The 20,260-nt window shown below is 57.1% G+C and carries 24 protein-coding genes and 1 tRNA gene; 22 read left to right on the top strand and 3 right to left on the bottom strand.

What is annotated here, in order from left to right; translation table 11 throughout:
* Positions 1-34: 34 nt before the first annotated feature.
* Positions 35-1,399 carry an OprD family porin gene (locus PMI25_RS08870; RefSeq protein ID WP_007962090.1) on the bottom strand — a complete coding sequence of 455 codons (1,365 nt, stop codon included), beginning with the start codon at positions 1,397-1,399 and terminating at the stop codon, positions 35-37.
* Between the two features lie 884 nt (positions 1,400-2,283).
* On the opposite strand from PMI25_RS08870, the gene PMI25_RS08865 reads away from it, so the two are divergent.
* Together PMI25_RS08865 and PMI25_RS08860 are read left to right on the top strand one after the other, a co-directional pair.
* Positions 2,284-2,709 carry an HIT domain-containing protein gene (locus tag PMI25_RS08865; protein WP_007962091.1) on the top strand — a complete coding sequence of 142 codons (426 nt, stop codon included), beginning with the start codon at positions 2,284-2,286 and terminating at the stop codon, positions 2,707-2,709.
* Positions 2,710-2,712: 3 nt separating this feature from the next.
* Positions 2,713-2,919 carry a SlyX family protein gene (locus tag PMI25_RS08860; RefSeq protein WP_007962092.1) on the top strand — a complete coding sequence of 69 codons (207 nt, stop codon included), beginning with the start codon at positions 2,713-2,715 and terminating at the stop codon, positions 2,917-2,919.
* A gap of 73 nt (positions 2,920-2,992) precedes the next feature.
* On the opposite strand, the gene PMI25_RS29765 is transcribed toward PMI25_RS08860, so the two are convergent.
* Complete coding sequence (locus tag PMI25_RS29765) at positions 2,993-3,595, bottom strand: cold-shock protein (RefSeq protein WP_003227539.1); 603 nt, start codon at positions 3,593-3,595, stop codon at positions 2,993-2,995.
* A gap of 310 nt (positions 3,596-3,905) precedes the next feature.
* Here PMI25_RS29765 and PMI25_RS08850 point away from each other — a divergent pair, with 310 nt between their 5' ends.
* From PMI25_RS08850 to PMI25_RS08765, 18 genes are all read left to right on the top strand, one after another.
* On the top strand, positions 3,906-4,376 hold the full coding sequence (locus PMI25_RS08850; protein WP_007912745.1) for a Dps family protein: 471 nt from the start codon (positions 3,906-3,908) through the stop codon (positions 4,374-4,376).
* Between the two features lie 187 nt (positions 4,377-4,563).
* Positions 4,564-4,899, top strand: a complete 336-nt coding sequence (locus PMI25_RS08845) for a ribbon-helix-helix domain-containing protein (RefSeq protein ID WP_007962093.1) — start codon at positions 4,564-4,566, stop codon at positions 4,897-4,899.
* A 133-nt stretch (positions 4,900-5,032) separates the two neighbouring features.
* Positions 5,033-5,254 carry an FmdB family zinc ribbon protein gene (locus PMI25_RS08840; protein WP_003227532.1) on the top strand — a complete coding sequence of 74 codons (222 nt, stop codon included), beginning with the start codon at positions 5,033-5,035 and terminating at the stop codon, positions 5,252-5,254.
* A 100-nt stretch (positions 5,255-5,354) separates the two neighbouring features.
* Complete coding sequence (gene aspS, locus PMI25_RS08835) at positions 5,355-7,130, top strand: aspartate--tRNA ligase (protein WP_003227530.1); 1,776 nt, start codon at positions 5,355-5,357, stop codon at positions 7,128-7,130.
* A gap of 127 nt (positions 7,131-7,257) precedes the next feature.
* Positions 7,258-8,004: a YebC/PmpR family DNA-binding transcriptional regulator gene (locus PMI25_RS08830; protein ID WP_003227527.1), complete on the top strand. Its 747-nt coding sequence runs from the start codon at positions 7,258-7,260 to the stop codon at positions 8,002-8,004.
* Between the two features lie 141 nt (positions 8,005-8,145).
* Positions 8,146-8,673, top strand: a complete 528-nt coding sequence (gene ruvC / locus PMI25_RS08825; RefSeq protein WP_007962095.1) for a crossover junction endodeoxyribonuclease RuvC — start codon at positions 8,146-8,148, stop codon at positions 8,671-8,673.
* Between the two features lie 114 nt (positions 8,674-8,787).
* The gene (gene ruvA, locus PMI25_RS08820; protein WP_003227522.1) at positions 8,788-9,396 is read left to right on the top strand and encodes a Holliday junction branch migration protein RuvA; all 609 of its coding nucleotides are present in this window, start codon (positions 8,788-8,790) and stop codon (positions 9,394-9,396) included.
* Positions 9,397-10,458 (top strand): Holliday junction branch migration DNA helicase RuvB, encoded by a 1,062-nt coding sequence (ruvB, locus tag PMI25_RS08815; RefSeq protein ID WP_007962024.1) that lies wholly within the window; start codon positions 9,397-9,399, stop codon positions 10,456-10,458.
* 127 nt (positions 10,459-10,585) lie between these two features.
* Positions 10,586-11,053, top strand: a complete 468-nt coding sequence (ybgC, locus tag PMI25_RS08810; RefSeq protein WP_007962025.1) for a tol-pal system-associated acyl-CoA thioesterase — start codon at positions 10,586-10,588, stop codon at positions 11,051-11,053.
* On the top strand, positions 11,043-11,738 hold the full coding sequence (gene tolQ, locus PMI25_RS08805) for a protein TolQ (RefSeq protein WP_007912733.1): 696 nt from the start codon (positions 11,043-11,045) through the stop codon (positions 11,736-11,738). The genes ybgC and tolQ overlap by 11 nt, the downstream gene beginning before the upstream one ends.
* 23 nt (positions 11,739-11,761) lie before the next feature.
* Positions 11,762-12,214, top strand: a complete 453-nt coding sequence (tolR, locus tag PMI25_RS08800; RefSeq protein ID WP_161794900.1) for a protein TolR — start codon at positions 11,762-11,764, stop codon at positions 12,212-12,214.
* On the top strand, positions 12,214-13,278 hold the full coding sequence (gene tolA / locus PMI25_RS08795) for a cell envelope integrity protein TolA (protein ID WP_007962027.1): 1,065 nt from the start codon (positions 12,214-12,216) through the stop codon (positions 13,276-13,278). The genes tolR and tolA overlap by 1 nt, the downstream gene beginning before the upstream one ends.
* A 17-nt stretch (positions 13,279-13,295) precedes the next feature.
* The gene (gene tolB, locus PMI25_RS08790; protein WP_177325710.1) at positions 13,296-14,576 is read left to right on the top strand and encodes a Tol-Pal system beta propeller repeat protein TolB; all 1,281 of its coding nucleotides are present in this window, start codon (positions 13,296-13,298) and stop codon (positions 14,574-14,576) included.
* 52 nt (positions 14,577-14,628) lie between these two features.
* The gene (gene pal, locus PMI25_RS08785) at positions 14,629-15,126 is read left to right on the top strand and encodes a peptidoglycan-associated lipoprotein Pal (protein ID WP_003178634.1); all 498 of its coding nucleotides are present in this window, start codon (positions 14,629-14,631) and stop codon (positions 15,124-15,126) included.
* Positions 15,127-15,132: 6 nt separating this feature from the next.
* On the top strand, positions 15,133-15,966 hold the full coding sequence (gene ybgF, locus PMI25_RS08780) for a tol-pal system protein YbgF (RefSeq protein ID WP_007962031.1): 834 nt from the start codon (positions 15,133-15,135) through the stop codon (positions 15,964-15,966).
* Between the two features lie 166 nt (positions 15,967-16,132).
* Complete coding sequence (queE, locus tag PMI25_RS08775) at positions 16,133-16,780, top strand: 7-carboxy-7-deazaguanine synthase QueE (RefSeq protein WP_007962032.1); 648 nt, start codon at positions 16,133-16,135, stop codon at positions 16,778-16,780.
* Between the two features lies 1 nt (position 16,781).
* Positions 16,782-17,474: a 7-cyano-7-deazaguanine synthase QueC gene (queC, locus tag PMI25_RS08770; protein ID WP_007962033.1), complete on the top strand. Its 693-nt coding sequence runs from the start codon at positions 16,782-16,784 to the stop codon at positions 17,472-17,474.
* Between the two features lie 62 nt (positions 17,475-17,536).
* A tRNA-Lys gene (locus PMI25_RS08765) sits at positions 17,537-17,612 on the top strand.
* Positions 17,613-17,756: 144 nt separating this feature from the next.
* Here the strand turns inward: PMI25_RS08765 and PMI25_RS08760 are convergent.
* Positions 17,757-18,677, bottom strand: a complete 921-nt coding sequence (locus tag PMI25_RS08760; RefSeq protein WP_045122031.1) for a LysR substrate-binding domain-containing protein — start codon at positions 18,675-18,677, stop codon at positions 17,757-17,759.
* Between the two features lie 138 nt (positions 18,678-18,815).
* Between PMI25_RS08760 and PMI25_RS08755 the strand changes: the two genes are divergently transcribed.
* Positions 18,816-19,574, top strand: a complete 759-nt coding sequence (locus PMI25_RS08755) for a YqcI/YcgG family protein (protein ID WP_007962039.1) — start codon at positions 18,816-18,818, stop codon at positions 19,572-19,574.
* A gap of 22 nt (positions 19,575-19,596) precedes the next feature.
* On the top strand, positions 19,597-20,223 hold the full coding sequence (locus PMI25_RS08750; RefSeq protein WP_045122017.1) for a LysE family translocator: 627 nt from the start codon (positions 19,597-19,599) through the stop codon (positions 20,221-20,223).
* The last annotated feature ends 37 nt before the right edge of the window (positions 20,224-20,260 follow it).

The raw sequence follows: 20,260 nt of genomic DNA, 5'->3' as shown, positions 1-20,260 counted from the left end.
CCTTTTTTTATGCTTCGAAACTAACCACTGACGATTACAAGATGTTCAGTGGGTATTCGGTGATCAGGCGGAACTCTTTAACGTCGCCTTCACCCTGGTCGGCGTTGGCAGTGTGCCAGGCTTGACGGATGCGGAACGACAGATCTTTCGCTGGGCCAGACTGAACAACGTACTTGGCTTCGAAGTTGGTTTCGTGGTGTTTGCCATCTTCACCGTAGAGCGGTGCGCCAGTGCTGGTGCGGTATTGGCTGTTTGCAGCCAGACCGGTACCGTCGATATCCCAACCTTTGACGTAACGAACCATGAAACTCAGGCCAGGTACGCCGTACTCGGCCATTTTCAGGTCGTAACGGGCTTGCAGGGATTTCTCGCCTGGACCGTTGAAGTCAGAGTACTGGATGGAGTTGGCGAGGAAGATCGAGTCGCCGCCACGGTTGTTCTTGCCAACGCCCACGTAATCGAACGGGGTATCGCCGTTAACCTTCTGGAAGGCCAGGGTGAAGGTGTGTGCCTTCAGGAACGACAGCGCGGTTGCCAGGGAGAAGGCCGTGTTGCTGATGTCACCTGCCAGCTTGTCACCGGTATCGGTGGTGCGGTAGATGTTGAAGTCAGTGTTCAGCGAAGTGTCGCCACCGAAAGGGGTGGTGAGGTTCACGTTCGCGTAGTACTGGTTCCAGACGTCTTCCAGCTTGGCACCGTAGAGCGATGCGCTCAGGTTTTCGGTGATGCCGTATTTGCCGCCGAAATAGTCGATCGACTTGGCTTCTACGCCAGCGTAGTTCGCGTACAGGCCGCCGTTACGGGCGTTTTTGTCCTGGCTGGTCGCCGAGTAGAAATGACCGGCTTCGAGGTCAAGGTCTTTGACTTCGCTGCTCTGGAGCTGGAAGCCGCTGGCAGTTTGCGGAATGATACGGGAGCCACCAACTGCGAACACAGGAGCAGTGCTTGGCTGCTGGTCGCCGACTTTCAGCTCGGTTTTGGAAATGCGGAATTTAACGGCAGCACCGGCTTTACCTTGGCTGTCGTTGACGTCGCGAGCGCCGTTGTTCGGATTGACGACATCGCTACGGCTCATGTTACCCGAACCGGAAGTACCGTCACCGCCGTCCAGTTTGATAGCCAGGTAGCCGAAAGCATCAACACCCACGCCGACAGTACCCTGGGTGTAGCCGGAGGTGAAATTACCCAGAAAACCTTGTGTCCAGTCTTTCTGGTCAGCGCCGCCGTTCTTGTTGTCGCGGTTGAAGTAGTAGTTCTTCAACGTTTCGGTGAGTTTTGCATCTTCAACGAAACCTTTGGCTTCTGCCTGGTCACTAACAAACGGGGCGGCCGTAGCCAACTGAGTACTGGCTGCTGCTGCAACTGCCAGTGCGATTGTGCTCCACTTCATCACGCGCATCGTGATTTGCTCCTTTGGTTTTAGAAGAGTACTGCCGTCCCACCTGTTTTATTATCTGGGCGGCTCTTTCTTTTTGTGTCGGCGCAAACTTATATCACGCCGACATTGTTGGCGATACTTGCACATACAACCTTTCATGTTCTTTACGACGAGGTCGCAAATAGCTTGGTCGATGTCGCAAATTCACAGTACCCATGCAGCCGGGCTGACAACTTTATCGCTGTTTCTGGGCCTTTTTGCATCGGTAAAAAAGAGTCCCTGGCAAAACACTTGAATCTCCATTGGGGCAACCCTGCCACCGTATTTGGTTGGTCTCAAGCTGCCACTTCACGTGCTGCGCTTATAGACCATGTGTGACTCAATGCAACAAGCGTGCACAAAGTGCAGGGTTGCCACGTTTATTTTTCTGAACACCCGCCTGTAGCCGTAAAAACCTCATAAAAACGGGGGTTCAAGCCCTTTTGTATCAGGGGCTTGACGCATACCTTTACATCGTGTTGTCACGTTCGAAGGGTGGCGTGACAACCAAAAACGTTACCGGTTCACCCCATAAGTGAGTATTTGGCGGATGCCCGACGCACTGAGCGTAGACGCACTGTGCGCTTTTGGTGCAAAAAATTTACAGGCTGTACCGGATTCATACAGTGTGTGGTCACTCTGCTGTCGGGTTGGTCTGGGCGTCTCGGGCATTTGTTCGTGCTTGAGGGCAAACCTGGCGCTGTGATGGTGCACGGTCCGTATGAATGCCTCTTGCAAGGGCCTGAGTGTGCTGGCTTCGTGAACCCCGGCGCATTCGCAGGTATGCTGCCTGCCTGTCGCTTGGTGCGTCGCCCGTCGGGATGGCCGCTAAGCTGAATTGTGTAGATCAGCCGGGAGTGCATGCAGTGTTTGCTTTAGATTCACGACTTCAACAGGACACCCTGACCATCGGCGACTTCCCGCTCTGCCGGCTGCTGTTGTCCAACGATGCCAATTACCCGTGGTTCATCCTGGTGCCACGCCGCGACGATATCAGCGAGTTGTTTCAGTTGGATGTCGCCGACCAGCAGCAGTTGTGGCAGGAAACCACCGCGCTGGCCGAGTTGCTCAAGGACCTGTTCGACGCTGACAAGATGAACGTCGCAACGCTGGGCAACGTCGTCAGCCAACTGCACGTGCATGTGATCGTGCGCAAGCGTGACGATGCGGCATGGCCGGCGCCAGTCTGGGGCAAACATCCGGCAAAGCCCTACAGCGCCGAGCAGGTAGCGGCCATTCGTGAGCGGTTGCGGCTGGTGTTGACCGAACACTTCACGTTTCTGGAGAGCTGAACCATGAACCTTGAAGAACGCGTTACCGATCTGGAAAGCCGTCTGGCCTTCCAGGATGACACCATTCAGGCATTGAACGACGAACTGGTGGCGCAGCAGCGCGTGATCGAGCGCCTGCAGTTGCAGATGGCCGCCTTGCTCAAGCGTCAGGAAGAGATGGTCGGGCAGTTCGACTCTTTCGAGGAAGAGGCGCCACCGCCGCATTACTGATGCCAGGCACGTTTGTGCAGGCATAAAAAAACCGCGATCAGCCTGGCTGCTCGCGGTTTTTTATTACCCTGGATCAGCGACGCGGCAGGGCGGCGATCACGTCCTCGGCTTGCAGGCCTTTGTCCCGGTTCATCACCGAGAACTCCACGCGCTGGCCTTCGACCAGTACGCGGTGGCCTTCGCCACGGATTGCACGAAAGTGCACGAAAATATCATCGCCGGAATCCCGGGAGATAAAGCCGAAGCCCTTGGAGGTGTTGAACCACTTGACGGTACCGGTATCACGATTGCTCATGTCATAGCTGACAGGTGCGGCAGCCGGTGAAGATTTGTAGAAGCTCACAGCCAGATGCACAACCACGGCAACCAGGGCGATCACCAGGCTGAACAACACGGCAGGTTGACCGGCGATGACTGGCATCGGTGCGATCAGGGTCAGGGTTTGCAGGACGACAGTCAGCACGAGAAGAGCGCTGACCAGATTTTGCAGATGCTGGCGCGGGCCTTTGTTCCAGTAAGGAATCACTGGAGCGATGACCAGGTTCAGCAGGCCGAAAAAGGCCAGGTAAAGTGCATCGGGTTGTTGCAGGTAAGGAACGGCTTCGGATTTCAAGCTAGGTATGAACGACAGCAGCAAGGCCGCTGCGCCCATTAGCAGGTGGACGATCTTCAACATTTTGATTGGCTCACGTTATGACGGCTCACAAGGAAGAGCTGAAGGCGCACGGTTCGCTTCGGAACAATAAAGAGGCGTTGGACACGTGCCCGGCATCAGCCTATGCGCGACACCCCCGAAAAATGGGGCGTAGCGACACACTGCCTATTTAACAGCAAAGCCTGCAGCGACTCAAATTACCCCGGCCAGCGGCACGTGCCCGGTCGATTTGTCGCATGGCGAGTGAAGATTGTCGGCTGCGAGGTGGCGGCTGCCTTGCTAGAGTGGGTCTGCACCTGTTGGATGAATTCAATCGCCTTAGGGGGTAAACATGGCAATCGATATCGGTATCAGTGAAGAAGATCGCAAGTCCATCGTCGAGGGGCTGTCGCGGCTGCTGTCGGACACCTACGTGCTGTATCTGAAAACCCATAACTTCCACTGGAACGTCACAGGTCCCATGTTCAGGACCCTGCATCTGATGTTCGAAGAGCAATACAACGAGCTGGCGCTGGCGGTGGATCTGATCGCCGAGCGCATCCGCGCTCTGGGTTTTCCGGCGCCGGGGGCCTACGCGACTTACGCGCGTCTCTCCTCTATTAAAGAAGAAGTCGGCGTGCCAAGTGCCGAGGACATGATCAAGCAGTTGGTCGACGGCCAGGAAGCGGTCACGCGCACCGCTCGCGGCATCTTCCCGTTGCTGGACAAAGTCAGTGATGAGCCGACGGCCGACCTGCTGACCCAGCGCATGCAAGTACACGAGAAGACCGCGTGGATGCTGCGCGCGTTGCTCGAGGCCTGATAATCCGGTGCGCGGATATCCGGGGGTAATGGATGTCCGCGTGCTGTTTCAAATCTTACTGAACATGTCGGCTTATCCTACGTTGCTGGGCAACTAGTCATCTGGCGCTGGCTCTGCGTCTGCGTTTTTATGAAGGCACAGGATGTTGTCTTTATAAAAGCAGCGATGACAAAGGAGTGTCAGCGATATGGTGGGTGCAGACAGGCAAAGCGAACATGGCGTTTCGCAGCAGGCTCTGAAGGTTGATCCGTTTGTCAGCGATTTCGACTTCGAGCTGATCCGGCCGCTGGCGAGATCAGTGCGGTTGAACGGGTTTGCCACGTGCTTGAGGCTCGAGCAGGTTTACTGGAACATTCTCGGTGAAATGGCCGGGCACAACGGCTGTTCGGTTAGCACGCTGCTGTCCCATGTGGACCGCGAAGTGCACCTGCGCCACGGCGGGGTGAAAAACTTCAGTGGTCTGGTGCGGGTGGTGTGCGTGATGAATGGCCTGCGCGATACCCCGGCGGCCGTCATGCCCTGAACGGGCAATACTTGAAATGACGTGGCGGGCTGTGCAGTCTTACGGCTGCACAGCCCGCATTTAATGGATATAATCCCGCTCTTTCGCCGCAAAGCCCTGCGCGCGGTGGCAATCTGATCGCCGAGACACCCCCATGCCGATGTACGATTATCAATGTGCTTCCTGTGGTCATCAGTTGGAAGCCATTCAAAAGATCAGCGAGGCACCGCTGGTCGACTGCCCTGCCTGTCAGGCGCCAGAGCTCAAGAAACAGCTGTCCATGCCGGGTTTTCGCCTCAGCGGCAGCGGTTGGTACGAAACCGATTTCAAGACCGGAGCCAAGAAGAATCTGGCCGGTGGCGACAAATCTGACTAGGGTTCAAACCCTGGTCGAACGACACGCGTGAGATTTCGCAGTGCTTGAGTGCGACGGAATCTCCACCGAATTTCGAATTACGAGAAGCGAAACCACTACCATGATGCGCAGCCATTATTGCGGCCAACTGAACGAAAGCCTGGAAGGCCAGGAAATTACCCTTTGCGGATGGGTTCACCGTCGTCGCGACCACGGCGGGGTGATTTTCCTCGATATCCGTGATCGTGATGGTCTGGCTCAGGTGGTGTTCGATCCGGATCGCGCCGAGAGCTTCGCCGCCGCCGACCGCGTGCGCAGCGAATACGTGGTGAAGATCACCGGCAAGGTGCGTCTGCGTCCGGCCGGTGCGACCAACGCCAACATGGCGTCGGGCATGATCGAAGTGCTGGGCTACGAGCTGGAAGTGCTGAACGAGTCGGAAACCCCGCCGTTCCCGCTTAACGAATACTCCGACGTCGGCGAAGAAACCCGTCTGCGCTACCGCTTCCTGGATCTGCGTCGTCCGGAAATGGCCGAGAAGCTGCGTCTGCGTTCGCGCATGACCACCAGCATCCGTCGCTTCCTTGACGAGAACGGCTTCCTCGACGTGGAAACGCCGATCCTGACCCGAGCGACCCCGGAAGGCGCCCGTGACTACCTGGTGCCGAGCCGTACTCACGCCGGTTCGTTCTTCGCCCTGCCGCAATCGCCTCAGCTGTTCAAGCAACTGCTGATGGTTGCCGGTTTCGACCGTTACTACCAGATCGCCAAATGCTTCCGCGACGAAGACCTGCGTGCCGACCGTCAGCCTGAGTTCACTCAGATCGACATCGAGACCAGCTTCCTCGACGAAAAAGACATCATGGGTCTGACCGAAGGCATGATCCGCAACCTGTTCAAGGAAGTGCTGGATCTGGAATTCGGCGAATTCCCGCACATGACCTTTGAAGAAGCCATGCGTCGTTACGGTTCCGACAAGCCGGACCTGCGTAACCCGCTGGAACTGGTCGACGTTGCCGATCAACTCAAAGAAGTCGAATTCAAGGTGTTCAGCGGTCCGGCCAACGATCCGAAATGCCGTATCGCCGCGCTGCGCGTTCCAGGCGGGGCGAGCATGCCGCGCAAGCAGATCGACGACTACACCAAGTTCGTCGGCATCTACGGTGCCAAGGGCCTGGCGTACATCAAGGTCAATGAGCGCGCTGCCGGTGTTGAAGGTCTGCAATCGCCGATCGTGAAAAACATCCCTGAAGCCAACCTGAACGTGATCCTCGATCGCGTCGGTGCGGTTGACGGCGATATCGTGTTCTTCGGCGCCGACAAGGCCAAGATCGTCAGCGAAGCCTTGGGCGCGCTGCGTATCAAGCTGGGTCACGACCTCGACCTGCTGACTTGCAAGTGGGCGCCAATGTGGGTCGTCGACTTCCCGATGTTCGAAGAAAACGACGATGGCAGCTTCTCTGCGCTGCACCACCCGTTCACCGCACCAAAGTGCTCCCCTGAAGAGCTGGAGGCCAACCCGGCCGGCGCTCTGTCCCGCGCCTACGACATGGTGCTCAACGGCACCGAGCTGGGTGGCGGTTCGATCCGTATTCACCGCAAGGAAATGCAGCAGGCAGTGTTCCGTCTGCTGGGTATCAACGAAGCGGAACAGGAAGAGAAGTTCGGCTTCCTGCTCGACGCGCTGAAGTACGGTGCGCCGCCGCACGGTGGTCTGGCCTTCGGCCTGGACCGTCTGGTGATGCTGATGACCGGCGCCCAGTCGATCCGTGAAGTGATCGCCTTCCCGAAAACCCAGAGTGCTGCGGACGTCATGACCCAAGCACCGGGTGTGGTGGATGCCAAGGCATTGCGCGAGCTGCACATTCGTTTGCGCGAAACGCCAAAGGCTGAGTAAGACGGGCCTGAAGGCGCATCTTCGGATGCGCCTTTTTTCTTTCTATAGAGAGCAGGTCGAGATTTTTTGTTTGCTGGCTGCTGCGTGAGCAGGGCGGGCAACGTTTCAAGAGAATTCGGAGCGAGTTATGGCAGGTCATTCCAAGTGGGCGAACATCAAGCACCGCAAAGAACGTCAGGATGCCAAGAGAGGCAAGATCTTCACCAAGTGGATCCGTGAGCTGACCGTTGCGGCCCGTCAGGGCGGCGGCGATCCGGGTTCCAACCCGCGTCTGCGGCTGGCTCTGGACAAGGCCCTTGGCGCGAACATGAGCCGCGATATCATCGATCGCGCCGTCGCCCGTGGCGCCGGTGCGACCGAAGCGGACAACGTTGAAGAGCTGACCTACGAAGGTTATGGCCCGGGTGGCGTGGCGGTGATGGTCGAGTGCATGACCGACAACCGCAACCGTACCGCAGCAGCCGTCCGCCATGCGTTCAGCAAGTGCGGCGGCAACCTCGGCACCGACGGGTCGGTCGCGTACCTGTTCGAGCGCAAGGGACAGATCAGCTTCGCCCCGGGCGTCGACGAAGACGCCCTGACCGAAGCGGCGCTGGAAGCCGATGCCGACGACGTGGTCAGCCATGAAGACGGCTCGATCGACGTGTTCACCTCGTTCACCAGCTTCTATGCGGTGCGTAACGCGCTGGAAGCGGCCGGGTTCAAAGGCGACGACGCAGAAATCGTCATGCAGCCGACCACCAGCGCCGAACTGGATCTGGAAGGCGCGGAGAAGGTGCTCAAGCTGATCGACATGCTCGAGGATCTGGATGACGTGCAAAACGTCTACTCCAACGCAGACATTCCGGAAGACGTGGCCGCTCAGCTCGGTTAAGAGCGACTACGATTCAATGTGGGAGCTGGCTTGCCAGCGATGGCGTCGGCACATCAGGCAATGATGGCGCCTGGCACTCCGTCATCGCTGGCAAGCCAGCTCCCACATTTGTTTTTGTGTTATTTCGAACCAGCAGGCGTTATGACTTTAATTCTGGGTATCGACCCCGGCTCGCGCATCACCGGTTACGGGATTGTTCGCGATACCGGACGCGGCGGCTGCATCTATGTGGCCTCGGGCTGCATCCGTACCGGCGCCGGCGAGCTGCATGAGCGGCTGCAAATCGTTTATCGCGGCGTGCGCGAAATCATTCAGACCTATGGCCCGGTGACCATGGGCATCGAAAAAGTGTTCATGGCGAAAAACGCCGACTCGGCGCTCAAGCTCGGGCAGGCTCGCGGTGCGGCGATTGTTGCCGGCGCCGAAGAATGTCTGGAAATTGCCGAGTACACCGCCACCCAGGTCAAGCAAGCCGTGGTCGGCACCGGCGCTGCCAATAAAGAACAGGTGCAGATGATGGTCATGCACATGCTCAAGTTGACCAGCAAACCGCAGATCGATGCCTCGGATGCCCTGGCCATTGCCATTTGTCACGCGCACACCCGTTCCAGTCTGCTGCCGCATGGCCTGGGTACCGCACGCAGTCGTGGCGGGCGCCTGCGTCTCTGATAGCATCAGCAATCATTTTTGCGGAATGCGGATTTCGCGCCTGGGTCGTCGGCCCGATTCCCGCCTTCCATCTGTCGCCAGCCCACGGCTGGCCAACGCTCAAGGATCTGAAACGTGATTGGACGCTTGCGCGGCACCCTGGCTGAGAAACAGCCGCCGCACCTGATTCTGGATGTAAACGGCCTCGGGTATGAGCTGGAAGTGCCCATGACCACCCTTTATCGCTTGCCGTCGGTCGGTGAACCGCTGACGCTGCACACCCATTTGGTCGTACGCGAAGACGCGCAATTACTCTATGGCTTCGCCGGCAAGCGTGAGCGAGACTTTTTTCGCGAGTTGATCCGTCTCAATGGTGTCGGGCCGAAATTGGCCCTGGCCTTGATGTCGAGCCTGGAAGTCGATGAGCTGATCCGCTGCGTGCAATCCCAGGACACCTCGGCGCTGACCAAGGTCCCGGGTGTCGGCAAGAAAACCGCTGAACGCCTGCTGGTTGAACTGAAGGATCGCTTCAAGGCCTGGGAAACCTCGCCGGCCATGTTCGCCCTGGTGCCGAACCAGCCGGACGGCCCGGCGCCGGTCAACACCGCTGAAAACGATGCGGTCAGTGCGTTGATTTCCCTGGGCTACAAGCCGCAGGAAGCGAGCAAGGCGATTACCGCCATCAAGGACAAGAATTTGAGCAGTGAAGACCTGATCCGCCGCGCCCTGAAGGGAATGATTTAAGTGATTGAAGCTGATCGTCTGATCGCCGCCGCGCACAGCCCGCGCGAGCGCGAAGAAGTCCAGGACCGGGCCATTCGCCCGGTCAGTCTGGCCGACTACATTGGCCAGCCGACCGTGCGCGAGCAGATGGAACTGTTCATTCAGGCTGCGCGTGGTCGCAGTGAATCGCTGGATCACACGTTGATCTTCGGCCCGCCGGGTCTGGGTAAAACCACGCTGGCCAATATCATTGCCCAGGAAATGGGCGTGTCGATCAAGAGCACGTCCGGTCCGGTGCTAGAACGTCCGGGGGATCTGGCGGCACTGCTGACCAATCTTGAGCCGCACGACGTATTGTTCATCGACGAAATCCATCGCCTGTCGCCCATCGTTGAGGAAGTGCTGTATCCGGCGATGGAAGACTTCCAGCTCGACATCATGATCGGCGAAGGGCCGGCGGCGCGCTCGATCAAGCTTGATCTGCCACCGTTCACCCTCGTTGGCGCCACGACCCGTGCCGGCATGCTGACCAACCCGTTGCGTGACCGCTTCGGTATCGTCCAGCGTCTCGAGTTCTACAGCACGGCGGATCTGGCGACGATTGTCAGCCGGTCGGCGGCGATTCTCGGTCTGCCACTGGATCCGGAGGGTTCTTTCGAAATCGCTCGTCGTGCCCGTGGCACGCCGCGGATCGCCAACCGTCTGCTGCGTCGGGTGCGCGATTTTGCCGAAGTCCGGGCCAAGGGCCATATCACCAAGTCGGTGGCCGATCTGGCGTTGAATCTGCTGGACGTCGATGAACACGGTTTCGACCATCAGGACCGGCGCTTGCTGCTGACCATGATCGAGAAGTTCGATGGCGGTCCGGTGGGCATCGACAGCCTTGCGGCTGCCATCAGTGAGGAACGCCATACCATCGAAGACGTGCTGGAGCCGTACCTGATTCAACAGGGCTACATCATGCGTACGCCACGGGGCAGGGTGGTGACGCGGCATGCGTACCTGCATTTCGGCTTAAACATTCCGTCACGAATGGGCGAGATGCCCGTGGCAGACGAGTTTCTCGATGCCGTGGACGATTGATACACATTTTTTCGCGATTTATTCAGCGTTTGTACTGTCACAGGACGGTACTTTTGCGGTAAAGCCTTAAACACTGAAAAAACAGTTGCCTGGCCGGATTGGCAACCCGAGGAGTAAGCACTAGAGTATGCGCGCGCAAAACGGGCTTGAGCCGTTCGCACATCGTTGTCGCGTTTATTACGAGGACACCGATGCGGGCGGCATCGTGTATTACGTTAATTACCTCAAGTTTATGGAACGGGCTCGAACCGAGCGGCTCCGGACGCTGGGCTTTGCCCAGTCGGAACTGGCCGGAGAGGACCTGTTGTTTGTCGTGCATTCCAGCGAAGCGCGCTACCACGCGCCGGCGCGACTGGACGACGAACTGCTGGTAAGCGCTGATGTAATCGAATTGAACCGTGCCAGCCTGCGCTTCAGACAGCAGGTCAGGCGGGCTGCGGATAATGTGCTGCTCTGTGAAGGGCAGTTTCTGGTGGCCTGTGTGCGCACCGACAGTTTGAAACCCCGGGCCATGCCCGAATCCTTGCGTGCGGCCTTTGCCGACGCGGGCGGCACGGGTACACACTCAAAGCAGGAGATAAAGCGTGGAAGCTAACGTCGTCGACCATTCCTCCATGTGGAGCCTGGTCAGCAATGCCAGCATCGTGGTGCAGTTGGTAATGTTGACCCTGGTGGCCGCATCGGTGACCTCATGGATCATGATCTTTCAGCGCAGCAATCTGCTGCGCGCCGGTCGACGCGCCCTGGAGAGCTTCGAAGAGCGCTTCTGGTCGGGTATCGATCTGTCCAAGCTGTACCGTCAGGCCGGCAGCAACCCGGATCCTGATTCGGGCGTGGAGCAGATCTTCCGTGCCGGTTTCAAGGAATTCTCCCGTCTGCGTCAGCAGCCAGGTGTTGATCCGGAAGCGGTGATGGAAGGTGTGGCCCGTGCCATGCGCGTTGCCATCTCCCGTGAGGAAGAGAAGCTGGAGCAGAGCCTGCCGTTCCTTGCCACCGTTGGTTCGGTCAGCCCGTACATCGGTCTGTTCGGTACCGTCTGGGGCATCATGAACTCCTTCCGCGGTCTGGCCAGCGCCCAGCAGGCGACCCTGGCCACCGTAGCCCCGGGTATCGCCGAAGCCCTGATCGCTACCGCGATCGGCCTGTTCGCCGCGATCCCGGCCGTTATCGCTTACAACCGTTTCTCTGCCCGCAGCGAAACCTTGCTGAGCCGCTACTACACCTTCGCCGATGAGTTCCAGGCGATCCTGCACCGCAAAGTGCACACCAGCGAAGAATAAGCAGGTATTTCCCGATGGCTTTAATCGCTCGAGCCCGAAACAAGCGCAAGCCGGTCGCCGAGATGAACGTGGTGCCATACATCGACGTGATGCTGGTGCTGCTGGTTATCTTCATGGTGACCGCGCCGATGCTCAATCAGGGCGTGAAAGTGGATCTGCCCAAGGTTTCCAGCGAAGCCTTGCCGCAGGACAACAACACTCAGGTGCTGACCATTTCGATCAAGGCTGACAAGACCTACTACTGGAACCTTGGCAGCGAAGTCGATACTGAAAAGCAGCAGGACAGGGCAATGACGCTGCCGCAGATGACTGACGCGGTGACCAAGATCATTCGCGCCGGTACCGAAGGCGGCAAGCGTACCCAGGTCTTCATTCGTGGCGACAAGTCGGTCGACTACGGCGCCGTCATGGGTGCCATGGGCGGGTTGCAGAAAGCCGGGGTCGGTAATGTTGGTTTGATTACCGAGGCCCCCTGATGCAGCAACAGCGAGAGCCGTCCGCCTCGGAAAGCTACTTCTGGCCCAGTGTTCTGGCGATTGTCCTGCACGTGCTGGTGTTCGGCATGCTGTTCGTCAGTTTTGCCTTCACACCCGAGTTGCCGCCGGCCAAGCCGATCGTCCAGGCGACCCTGTACCAGCTGAAATCGAAAAGTCAGGCAACCACCCAGACCAATCAGAAGATTGCGGGTGAGGCGAAGAAATCCGCCGCGCGCCAGACCGAAGTCGAGCAGATGGAACAGAAAAAGGTCGAGCAGGAAGCGGTGAAGGCTGCGGAACAAAAGAAAGAAGAAGCGGCTCAAAAGGCCGAGGAAGCCAAGAAGGCCGACGAGGCGAAGAAAGCGGACGAGGCGAAAAAGGCTGATGAAGCCAAGAAAGCCGACGATGCGAAGAAAGCCGAGGCCAAGAAGGCAGAAGAGAAACAATTGGCTGATATAGCCAAGAAGAAAGCCGAAGAAGAGGCCAAGGAAGAGGCCAAGAAAGCGGCCGCTGAAGAAGCCAAGAAGAAGATCGTCGAAGACGCGAAGAAGAAAGCCGCCGAAGACGCCAAGAAAAAAGCTGAAGCTGAGGAGGCGAAGAAGAAAGTCGCCGACGAAGCGAAGAAGAAAGCTGCTGCTGATGCTGCGAAGAAGAAATCGCAGGAAGCGGCACGTAAATCCGCCGAAGAGAAAAAGGCTCAGGCCCTGGCAGATTTGCTTTCCGACACGCCACAGCGTCAGCAGGCCTTGGCCGATGAGCAGGGTGACGAAGTCGCGGGCAGTTTCGATGACCTGATTCGTGCGCGGGCAGCGGAAGGTTGGGCTCGTCCTCCTTCGGCACGCAAAGGCATGACGGTCGTGCTGCAAATCGGCATGTTGCCTGACGGTACGGTGACTTCGGTCAGCGTGGCCAAGTCCAGTGGCGACGGTCCGTTCGATGCGTCGGCAGTCGCGGCAGTGAAGAATATTGGACGTTTGACGGAAATGCAGGGAATGAAGCCGAGCGATTTCGCTCCGTATCGTTCATTCAAGATGACATTCACACCTGAGGATCTAGCCTTGTGAGAAACCTTCTTCGAGGAATGCTGGTCGTGATCTGCTGCATGGCAGGGATCGCGATGGCTGATGAAAAGAACATTCTGGTCACCAGCGGCAGCGATCGGGCCACCCCGATTGCCGTCGTACCGTTCGGCATGCAGGGCGGTGCCGTGCTGCCGGACGACATGGCAGAAATCATTGGTAACGATTTGCGGAACTCGGGCTACTACTCGCCGATTCCAAAGCAAAACATGATCAGCCAGCCAAGCCAGCCGAGCGAAATCATCTTCCGTGACTGGAAGGCGGTGGGTGCTCAGTACATGATGGTTGGCAGCATTGCTCCAGCGGGCGGTCGTCTGCAGGTGCAGTGGGCACTGTTCAACGTGGCCACCGAGCAGAAAGTGGCTGACGGCAGTGTTTCCGGTACCACCGAGCAACTGCGTGACATGGCGCACTTCATCTCTGACCAGTCGTTCGAAAAACTCACCGGTATCAAAGGTGCGTTTTCGACCCGTCTGCTGTACGTGACAGCCGAGCGTTTTTCCGAGAAGAACACTCGCTACACCCTGCAGCGTTCGGACTACGACGGTGCCCGTGCCGTGACTCTGTTGCAATCGCGCGAGCCGATCCTGTCGCCGCGTTTCGCACCGGATGGCAAGCGTATCGCTTACGTGTCGTTCGAGCAGAAGCGTCCACGGATCTTCATGCAGAACATCGACACCGGTCGCCGTGAGCAGATCACCAACTTCGAAGGCCTGAATGGCGCGCCAGCGTGGTCGCCGGATGGCAATCGCCTGGCTTTCGTGCTGTCGAAAGACGGCAACCCGGACATCTATGTGATGAACCTGGGTTCGCGTCAGATCACTCGTGTGACGGCAGGTCCTGGCATCAACACCGAACCGTACTGGGGCAAGGATGGTTCGACCATCTACTTCACCTCGGACCGTGGCGGCAAACCACAGATCTACAAAACCAGCGCCAATGGCGGCGGTGCCGAGCGTGTGACCTTCATTGGCAACTACAACGCCAACCCGAAGCTTTCGGCGGATGAAAAGACGCTGGTGATGATCCATCGCCAGGATGGTTTCACCAATTTCAAGGTGGCGGCCCAGGATTTGCAGCGAGGTAGTGTAAAGATCCTCACTGATAGCACTCTGGACGAGTCACCCACTGTTGCGCCCAACGGCACCATGGTAATCTACGCCACCCGCCAGCAGGGCCGGGGAGTCTTGATGCTCGTGTCCATTAATGGACGCGTGAGGCTCCCGCTTCCTACCGCACAAGGCGAAGTCAGAGAACCGTCCTGGTCCCCTTACCTGAACTGACGCGGCGCTTTACGTTTTACTTAACACACTGGGGTTCATTAGGAGTTTCACGATGGAAATGCTGAAGTTTGGTAAATTTGCTGCGCTGGCTCTGGCCATGGCTGTAGCTGTAGGTTGCTCGTCCAAAGGCGGCGACAACGCCGGTGAAGGCGCTGTTGATCCAAACGCTGGTTACGGCGCAAACACTGGTGCCGTTGACGGTTCCCTGAGCGAAGAAGCTGCTCTGCGCGCAATCACCACCTTCTACTTCGAATACGACAGCTCGGACCTGAAGCCAGAAGCCATGCGCGCTCTGGACGTTCACGCCAAAGACCTGAAAGCAAACGGCGCTCGCGTTGTTCTGGAAGGCAACACCGACGAACGTGGTACTCGTGAGTACAACATGGCACTGGGCGAGCGTCGTGCGAAAGCCGTTCAGCGCTACCTGGTACTGCAAGGTGTTTCCCCAGCTCAGCTGGAACTGGTTTCCTACGGCGAAGAGCGTCCAGTTGCTACCGGCAACGACGAGCAGTCCTGGGCTCAAAACCGTCGCGTCGAACTGCGTAAGTAATTCGATATGCGAACGTGCCGTCGTGCTGTAACTGTCCTGGCTCTCAGTCTCGCACCGCTTGCGGTGTGGGCTGCGGTTCCTGTGGTCGATGACAACTCCGGTTATAACAATAGCGGGAGCAGTTATCCGCCTGCGGGTTACGGTACGAACGGCGCCTATGCCGGGGGAGCGGCTTCGGCCCCTGCCTCGGCACAGGGCATGCTGTTCAACCAACTGCAACAGATGCAGGATCAGATATCGCGCCAGCAAGGTGTGATCGAAGAACTGCAGAATCAGGTTGCGCGCATGAAACAGGAATCCCTGGAGCGATACCAGGATCTTGATCGGCGCATAGGATCCGGTGTTGCACCTGCCGCGACTCCTGAGAATTCTTCTGCCGGTGGCGATGCAAGTGCTGCTGCCGGTGCTGCCTCTGGCGCCGGGGCTGCTGCCCAGGCACCTGCTGCAAGTAGCGAACCGGGTGATCCGGCCAAGGAAAAGCTGTATTACGATGCCGCTTTCGACCTGATCAAAGCCAAGGATTTCGACAAGGCCAGCCAGGCTTTCTCGGCATTCCTGCGTAAATACCCGAACAGTCAATACGCGGGCAATGCCCAGTACTGGTTGGGCGAAGTCAATCTGGCCAAGGGTGATCTGCAGGGCGCAGGTCAGGCTTTTGCCAAAGTTTCGCAGCTTTATCCCAAGCACAACAAAGTGCCGGACTCGCTGTACAAGCTGGCTGACGTAGAGCGCCGCCTGGGTCATACCGACAAGGTCAAAGGCATTCTGCAACAGGTGGTTTCCCAATACCCGGGGACCTCCGCTGCTCAGTTGGCCCAACGCGATCTGCAACGCATGTAAGTGTGTTTGACCCGTTTGGAAGAAACCCGCGCTTGTCGCGGGTTTTTTCGTTAGAATTCACGCCCTTTTTCTGAAACACGCTTCTGGTGATCTACGCGTTGGCGGGGTTGCCCGAAGTGCCTGACGGAGGCGGACAGCCTGTTTAGCTGTTACGCCCGTGGCGACTATGCAAGACACATTGAGAATTACCGAAGTTTTCTACTCGTTGCAGGGGGAAACTCGGACAGCCGGGCTGCCCACGGTTTTTGTGCGCCTGACCGGTTGCCCGTTGCGTTGCCAATACTGCGACAGTGCCTATGCGTTCAGCGGCGGTACAATTCGTACCCTCGACGACATCCTCGAGCAAGTGGCCGGATATCGTCCGCGCTATGTCTGTGTAACCGGCGGTGAACCGCTGGCACAGCCGAACGCCATCCCTTTGCTCAAGCAGTTGTGTGATGCCGGATATGAGGTCTCCCTGGAAACCAGTGGTGCCCTCGACATCTCGGCAGTAGATCCGCGCGTCAGTCGCGTGGTCGACTTGAAGACGCCGGATTCCAAAGAGGCGCACCGCAACCGCTATGAAAATATCGAACTGTTGACGTCCAACGATCAGGTGAAGTTTGTCATCTGTTCGCGGGACGACTATGACTGGGCGGTCTCGAAGCTGATCCAGTACGGTCTTGATCGCCGTGCGGGGGAAGTGCTGTTCTCCCCAAGTCATCATGACCTCAATGCCAGGGATCTGGCGGACTGGGTGGTGGCAGACAACCTGCCGGTGCGGTTGCAATTGCAGCTGCATAAATATCTATGGAATGACGAGCCGGGGCGCTGATATGACTGAACAACTGAACACTCACGAAAAACGTGCGGTCATCCTGCTGTCGGGTGGCCTCGATTCAGCCACGGTGGTGGCGATGGCCCGGGCTGAAGGTTACGCCTGCTACACCATGAGTTTCGATTACGGCCAGCGCTCTCATGCGGAGCTGCATGCCGCCGCGCGCGTCGCCCGCGATCTGGGTGTGGTCGAGCACAAAGTGATCGGCCTGAACTTGAACGGTATGGGCGGCTCGGCGCTGACCGACACCAGCATCGACATCCCGGAAGAGCTGGGCGAGGGCATCCCGGTGACCTACGTGCCGGCGCGCAATACCGTGTTCCTGTCGCTGGCGCTGGGCTGGGCTGAAGTGCTTGGCGCGCGTGACATCTTTATCGGTGTCAATGCGGTGGACTATTCCGGTTACCCGGATTGCCGTCCGGAGTTCATCGAGTCGTTCGAGCGCATGGCCAACCTGGCGACCAAGGCGGGTGTGGAAGGCAACGGTTTCCGCATCCAGGCACCGCTGCAGAACCTGAGCAAGGCGCAGATCGTCCAGGCGGGCGTGAAGCTGGGCGTGGATTACGGCCTGACCGTTTCCTGCTATCAGGCGGACGATAACGGCCGCGCCTGCGGTAAATGCGACAGCTGCCGCCTGCGCGCGGAAGGCTTCGCAGCGGCCGGTGTAAGCGATCCAACACCTTATTTTTGATTTTTTTCAAAAAGGTGTTGAATAGTCCTTAAAAATCAGTATTATACGCGCCACCACACAGCGGGTCGTTAGCTCAGTTGGTAGAGCAGTTGGCTTTTAACCAATTGGTCGTAGGTTCGAATCCCACACGACCCACCATATTTGGCGGTTTAGAAAATCCGGAAGGCCCACGAAAGTGAGGATTTCCGGGTTTTTTTTTGCCTGCGATTTCGCGGGCTCCTGCGTCTTGAGGCTGGATCAGGCGCCGCTGCGAAAGTCTCGAATGCGCGACGCCTGCGGCCATCAGAGCAGGTAGGCGATACCTTGTGCCGGGAGGGCATGAACCTGAGTCATCAGGTAATCGCGCAGTTGGCACATCTGCTGCGACTTGGGGCTGGCCTTCAGCCAGGTCATGTAATAGCCATCCCCTGTCGCCACAGCGCTTTTGAATGGAAGCCGCAACTGGCCGGCCTGAATCTCCTGAACAACCAGCACCAGATCTGCCACGGAGATTCCCATACCCTGTACGGCAGCGGCAATTCCCTGATCCAGGGTGTCGAACAACTGGCCGCGTTCTATATTGGTGGTATCAAGGCAGCCCATTCTTTTCAGCCATCGTCGCCAGTCTCGCCGGTCAGTGGAGGGATGCAGCAATTCATGATCGTTGAGCGACGACAGTTTGAGGTCTTCCGGCTCCAGATACCCAGGACTGCAAATGGGGATCAGCCATTCATCAAACAGTTTAAAGCTCTCCATGGCCGGGCCGAAATTGCCATCCCCCAACAGAATCGCGCAATCATAGGGCTCGGAGTAGAAGTCGACCTCGTCAACATCCATCCAGACACTGGAGAGTTGCACAGAGCAATGGCTGTTGTGTTTATTGAATTTATCCAGCGCTCTGAGAAGCCAGCGAATCGTCAGCGTCGAAGGTGCCTTGAGGCGCAGCCGATGACGATCCACCTTCAATAGCTCACAAGCACTTTCGATGATCTTGAAGCCGACCTTCAACTCGTCTGCGAGCAGTCGCCCATGTTCGGTCAGGCTGATTTTTGGTCCGTGGCGTTCGAAAAGGCTGCAACCGAAAAGTTCTTCGAGGGTTTTAACATGATGACTCACCGCACTTTGAGTGACCGATAGCTCGCTGGCTGCCTTGCTGAATGAGACAAAGCGCGCTGCGACCTCAAATGCGCGTAAGGAATACAGTGCGGGAATCCGTTCCGTCATACAGGTTTCTACCATGAGTAAAACTAATAATAGATCATAATCTAACTCGTTTTACAACGATCCCGGCCTCTCCCAGAATGCGCCTTCTAAAAAAGATATATGCATATAACTTTTTTTGAGCGTCATCATGGAGATGCAATGGTAGCTATACACGGACGTTGTTTTAACAAGCTGGATTGGCTTGAGAATCTGCAGGTGTATGAGTCGCTCAAGACGACTTGGGTAACATCGGCATTAGACGTGTTCGAAAGTATCGTACGCCAGGCCTCTTTTCCCTGTCTGTTTGGGATGAAAGCGGTGAAGTCCTCGAATGTCGAACTTTTGTTTGTCAGTAAAGAGTCTGACGTTACCGACTTCATGACGGGGCTTGCTTCTTATTTGAAAAAGGTAAATGCCTGGCCACTGAAATGTAGAGTCGGCAAGCCCTTGATCGTACTGTTGGAAAACAACGAGTTTGATTCTCTTGAACAAGAGCAACTTTATGCCTGGGATCTTTTGCAGAGGCTGCACAACCAGGATCCCGGGCCATGGCCAAGAGAGATTTCGGCCGACCTGAGCAGCGAAAAATGGTCATTCTCTTTCATGGGGATACCTCTTTTCGTGAACATGAACTTTCCCCGGCATCGCCTGATGAAAAGCAGGAACCTGGGGACGCATATCGTATTCGTGATCAATCCTCGAGAAAATTTTGACCAGGTGGCTGCCGGTAACTCGCTGAGCGGACAACGTATTCGTGCACGTATTCGTTCCCGTTCTGATGCCTACAACGGAGGCGTGTACTCCAGAACACTCGGTGTTTTTGGTGATCCGGGCAATTTTGAAATCAAACAATACCAACTTGAAGAACCGGGCTCACTGAGTCATGAGCGATGCCCTTTTCGAATGAATATCGATTAACCGACAGCGGGGCCAGCAAAGCGTGAATACTGCATTAGCCATTACCTATATCTTGACCGTCATGCTTTTGATAGCGACGCCTGGCCCCGTCGTCGCGCTAGTGGTCGCGACTGCCAGCGCTGCCGGGCCGAGAAAGGCGTTCTCGACGGCGATAGGCACGAACTGGGCCTCCTTGATGCTGATTGCACTGGCCTCTTACATCATCGTTGCCAGCGCTGCTGTCAATGTCGTGTTGTTGAACATGCTCAGCTTGCTGGGTTGTCTTTTTATCGGTTACCTGGCGCTTGATGCGCTGAAGAACAATCCGGCATCTGCGGATGCACAATCCCCGGATAAACAAGCGATGCAGGGTGGTCTGTGGCACGGGTTCATCGTGGGTATTTCCAACCCCAAAGACATTATTTTCTTTATCTCATTCTTTCCCCAGTTCATCCAGATTACCTCTTCCTCGAAGCACAGCCTGATCCTGCTCTCGTTACTCTGGGTTGTGATCGATTTTGCCATTCTGGGTTTATATATTTTCATGACCAGAAAACTGCTGAGTAAAACCAGCAGCCACTTGATTTCCAGGGGGGCGGGTGTCGCATTGCTTTTGATTGCCTTGTCCGGGCTGATCTATAACGTGCGCGAACTGTTCAATTTGTCATGAGTTGACTGTTTGTACGGTCTGGTTATCCGAAGCAATT

This window comes from Pseudomonas sp. GM30 (assembly GCF_000282275.2).
Classification (GTDB): Bacteria; Pseudomonadota; Gammaproteobacteria; order Pseudomonadales; family Pseudomonadaceae; genus Aquipseudomonas.
Note: the sequence above shows the minus strand (reverse complement) of the source record. Positions and strands in the feature narration are given on the sequence as shown.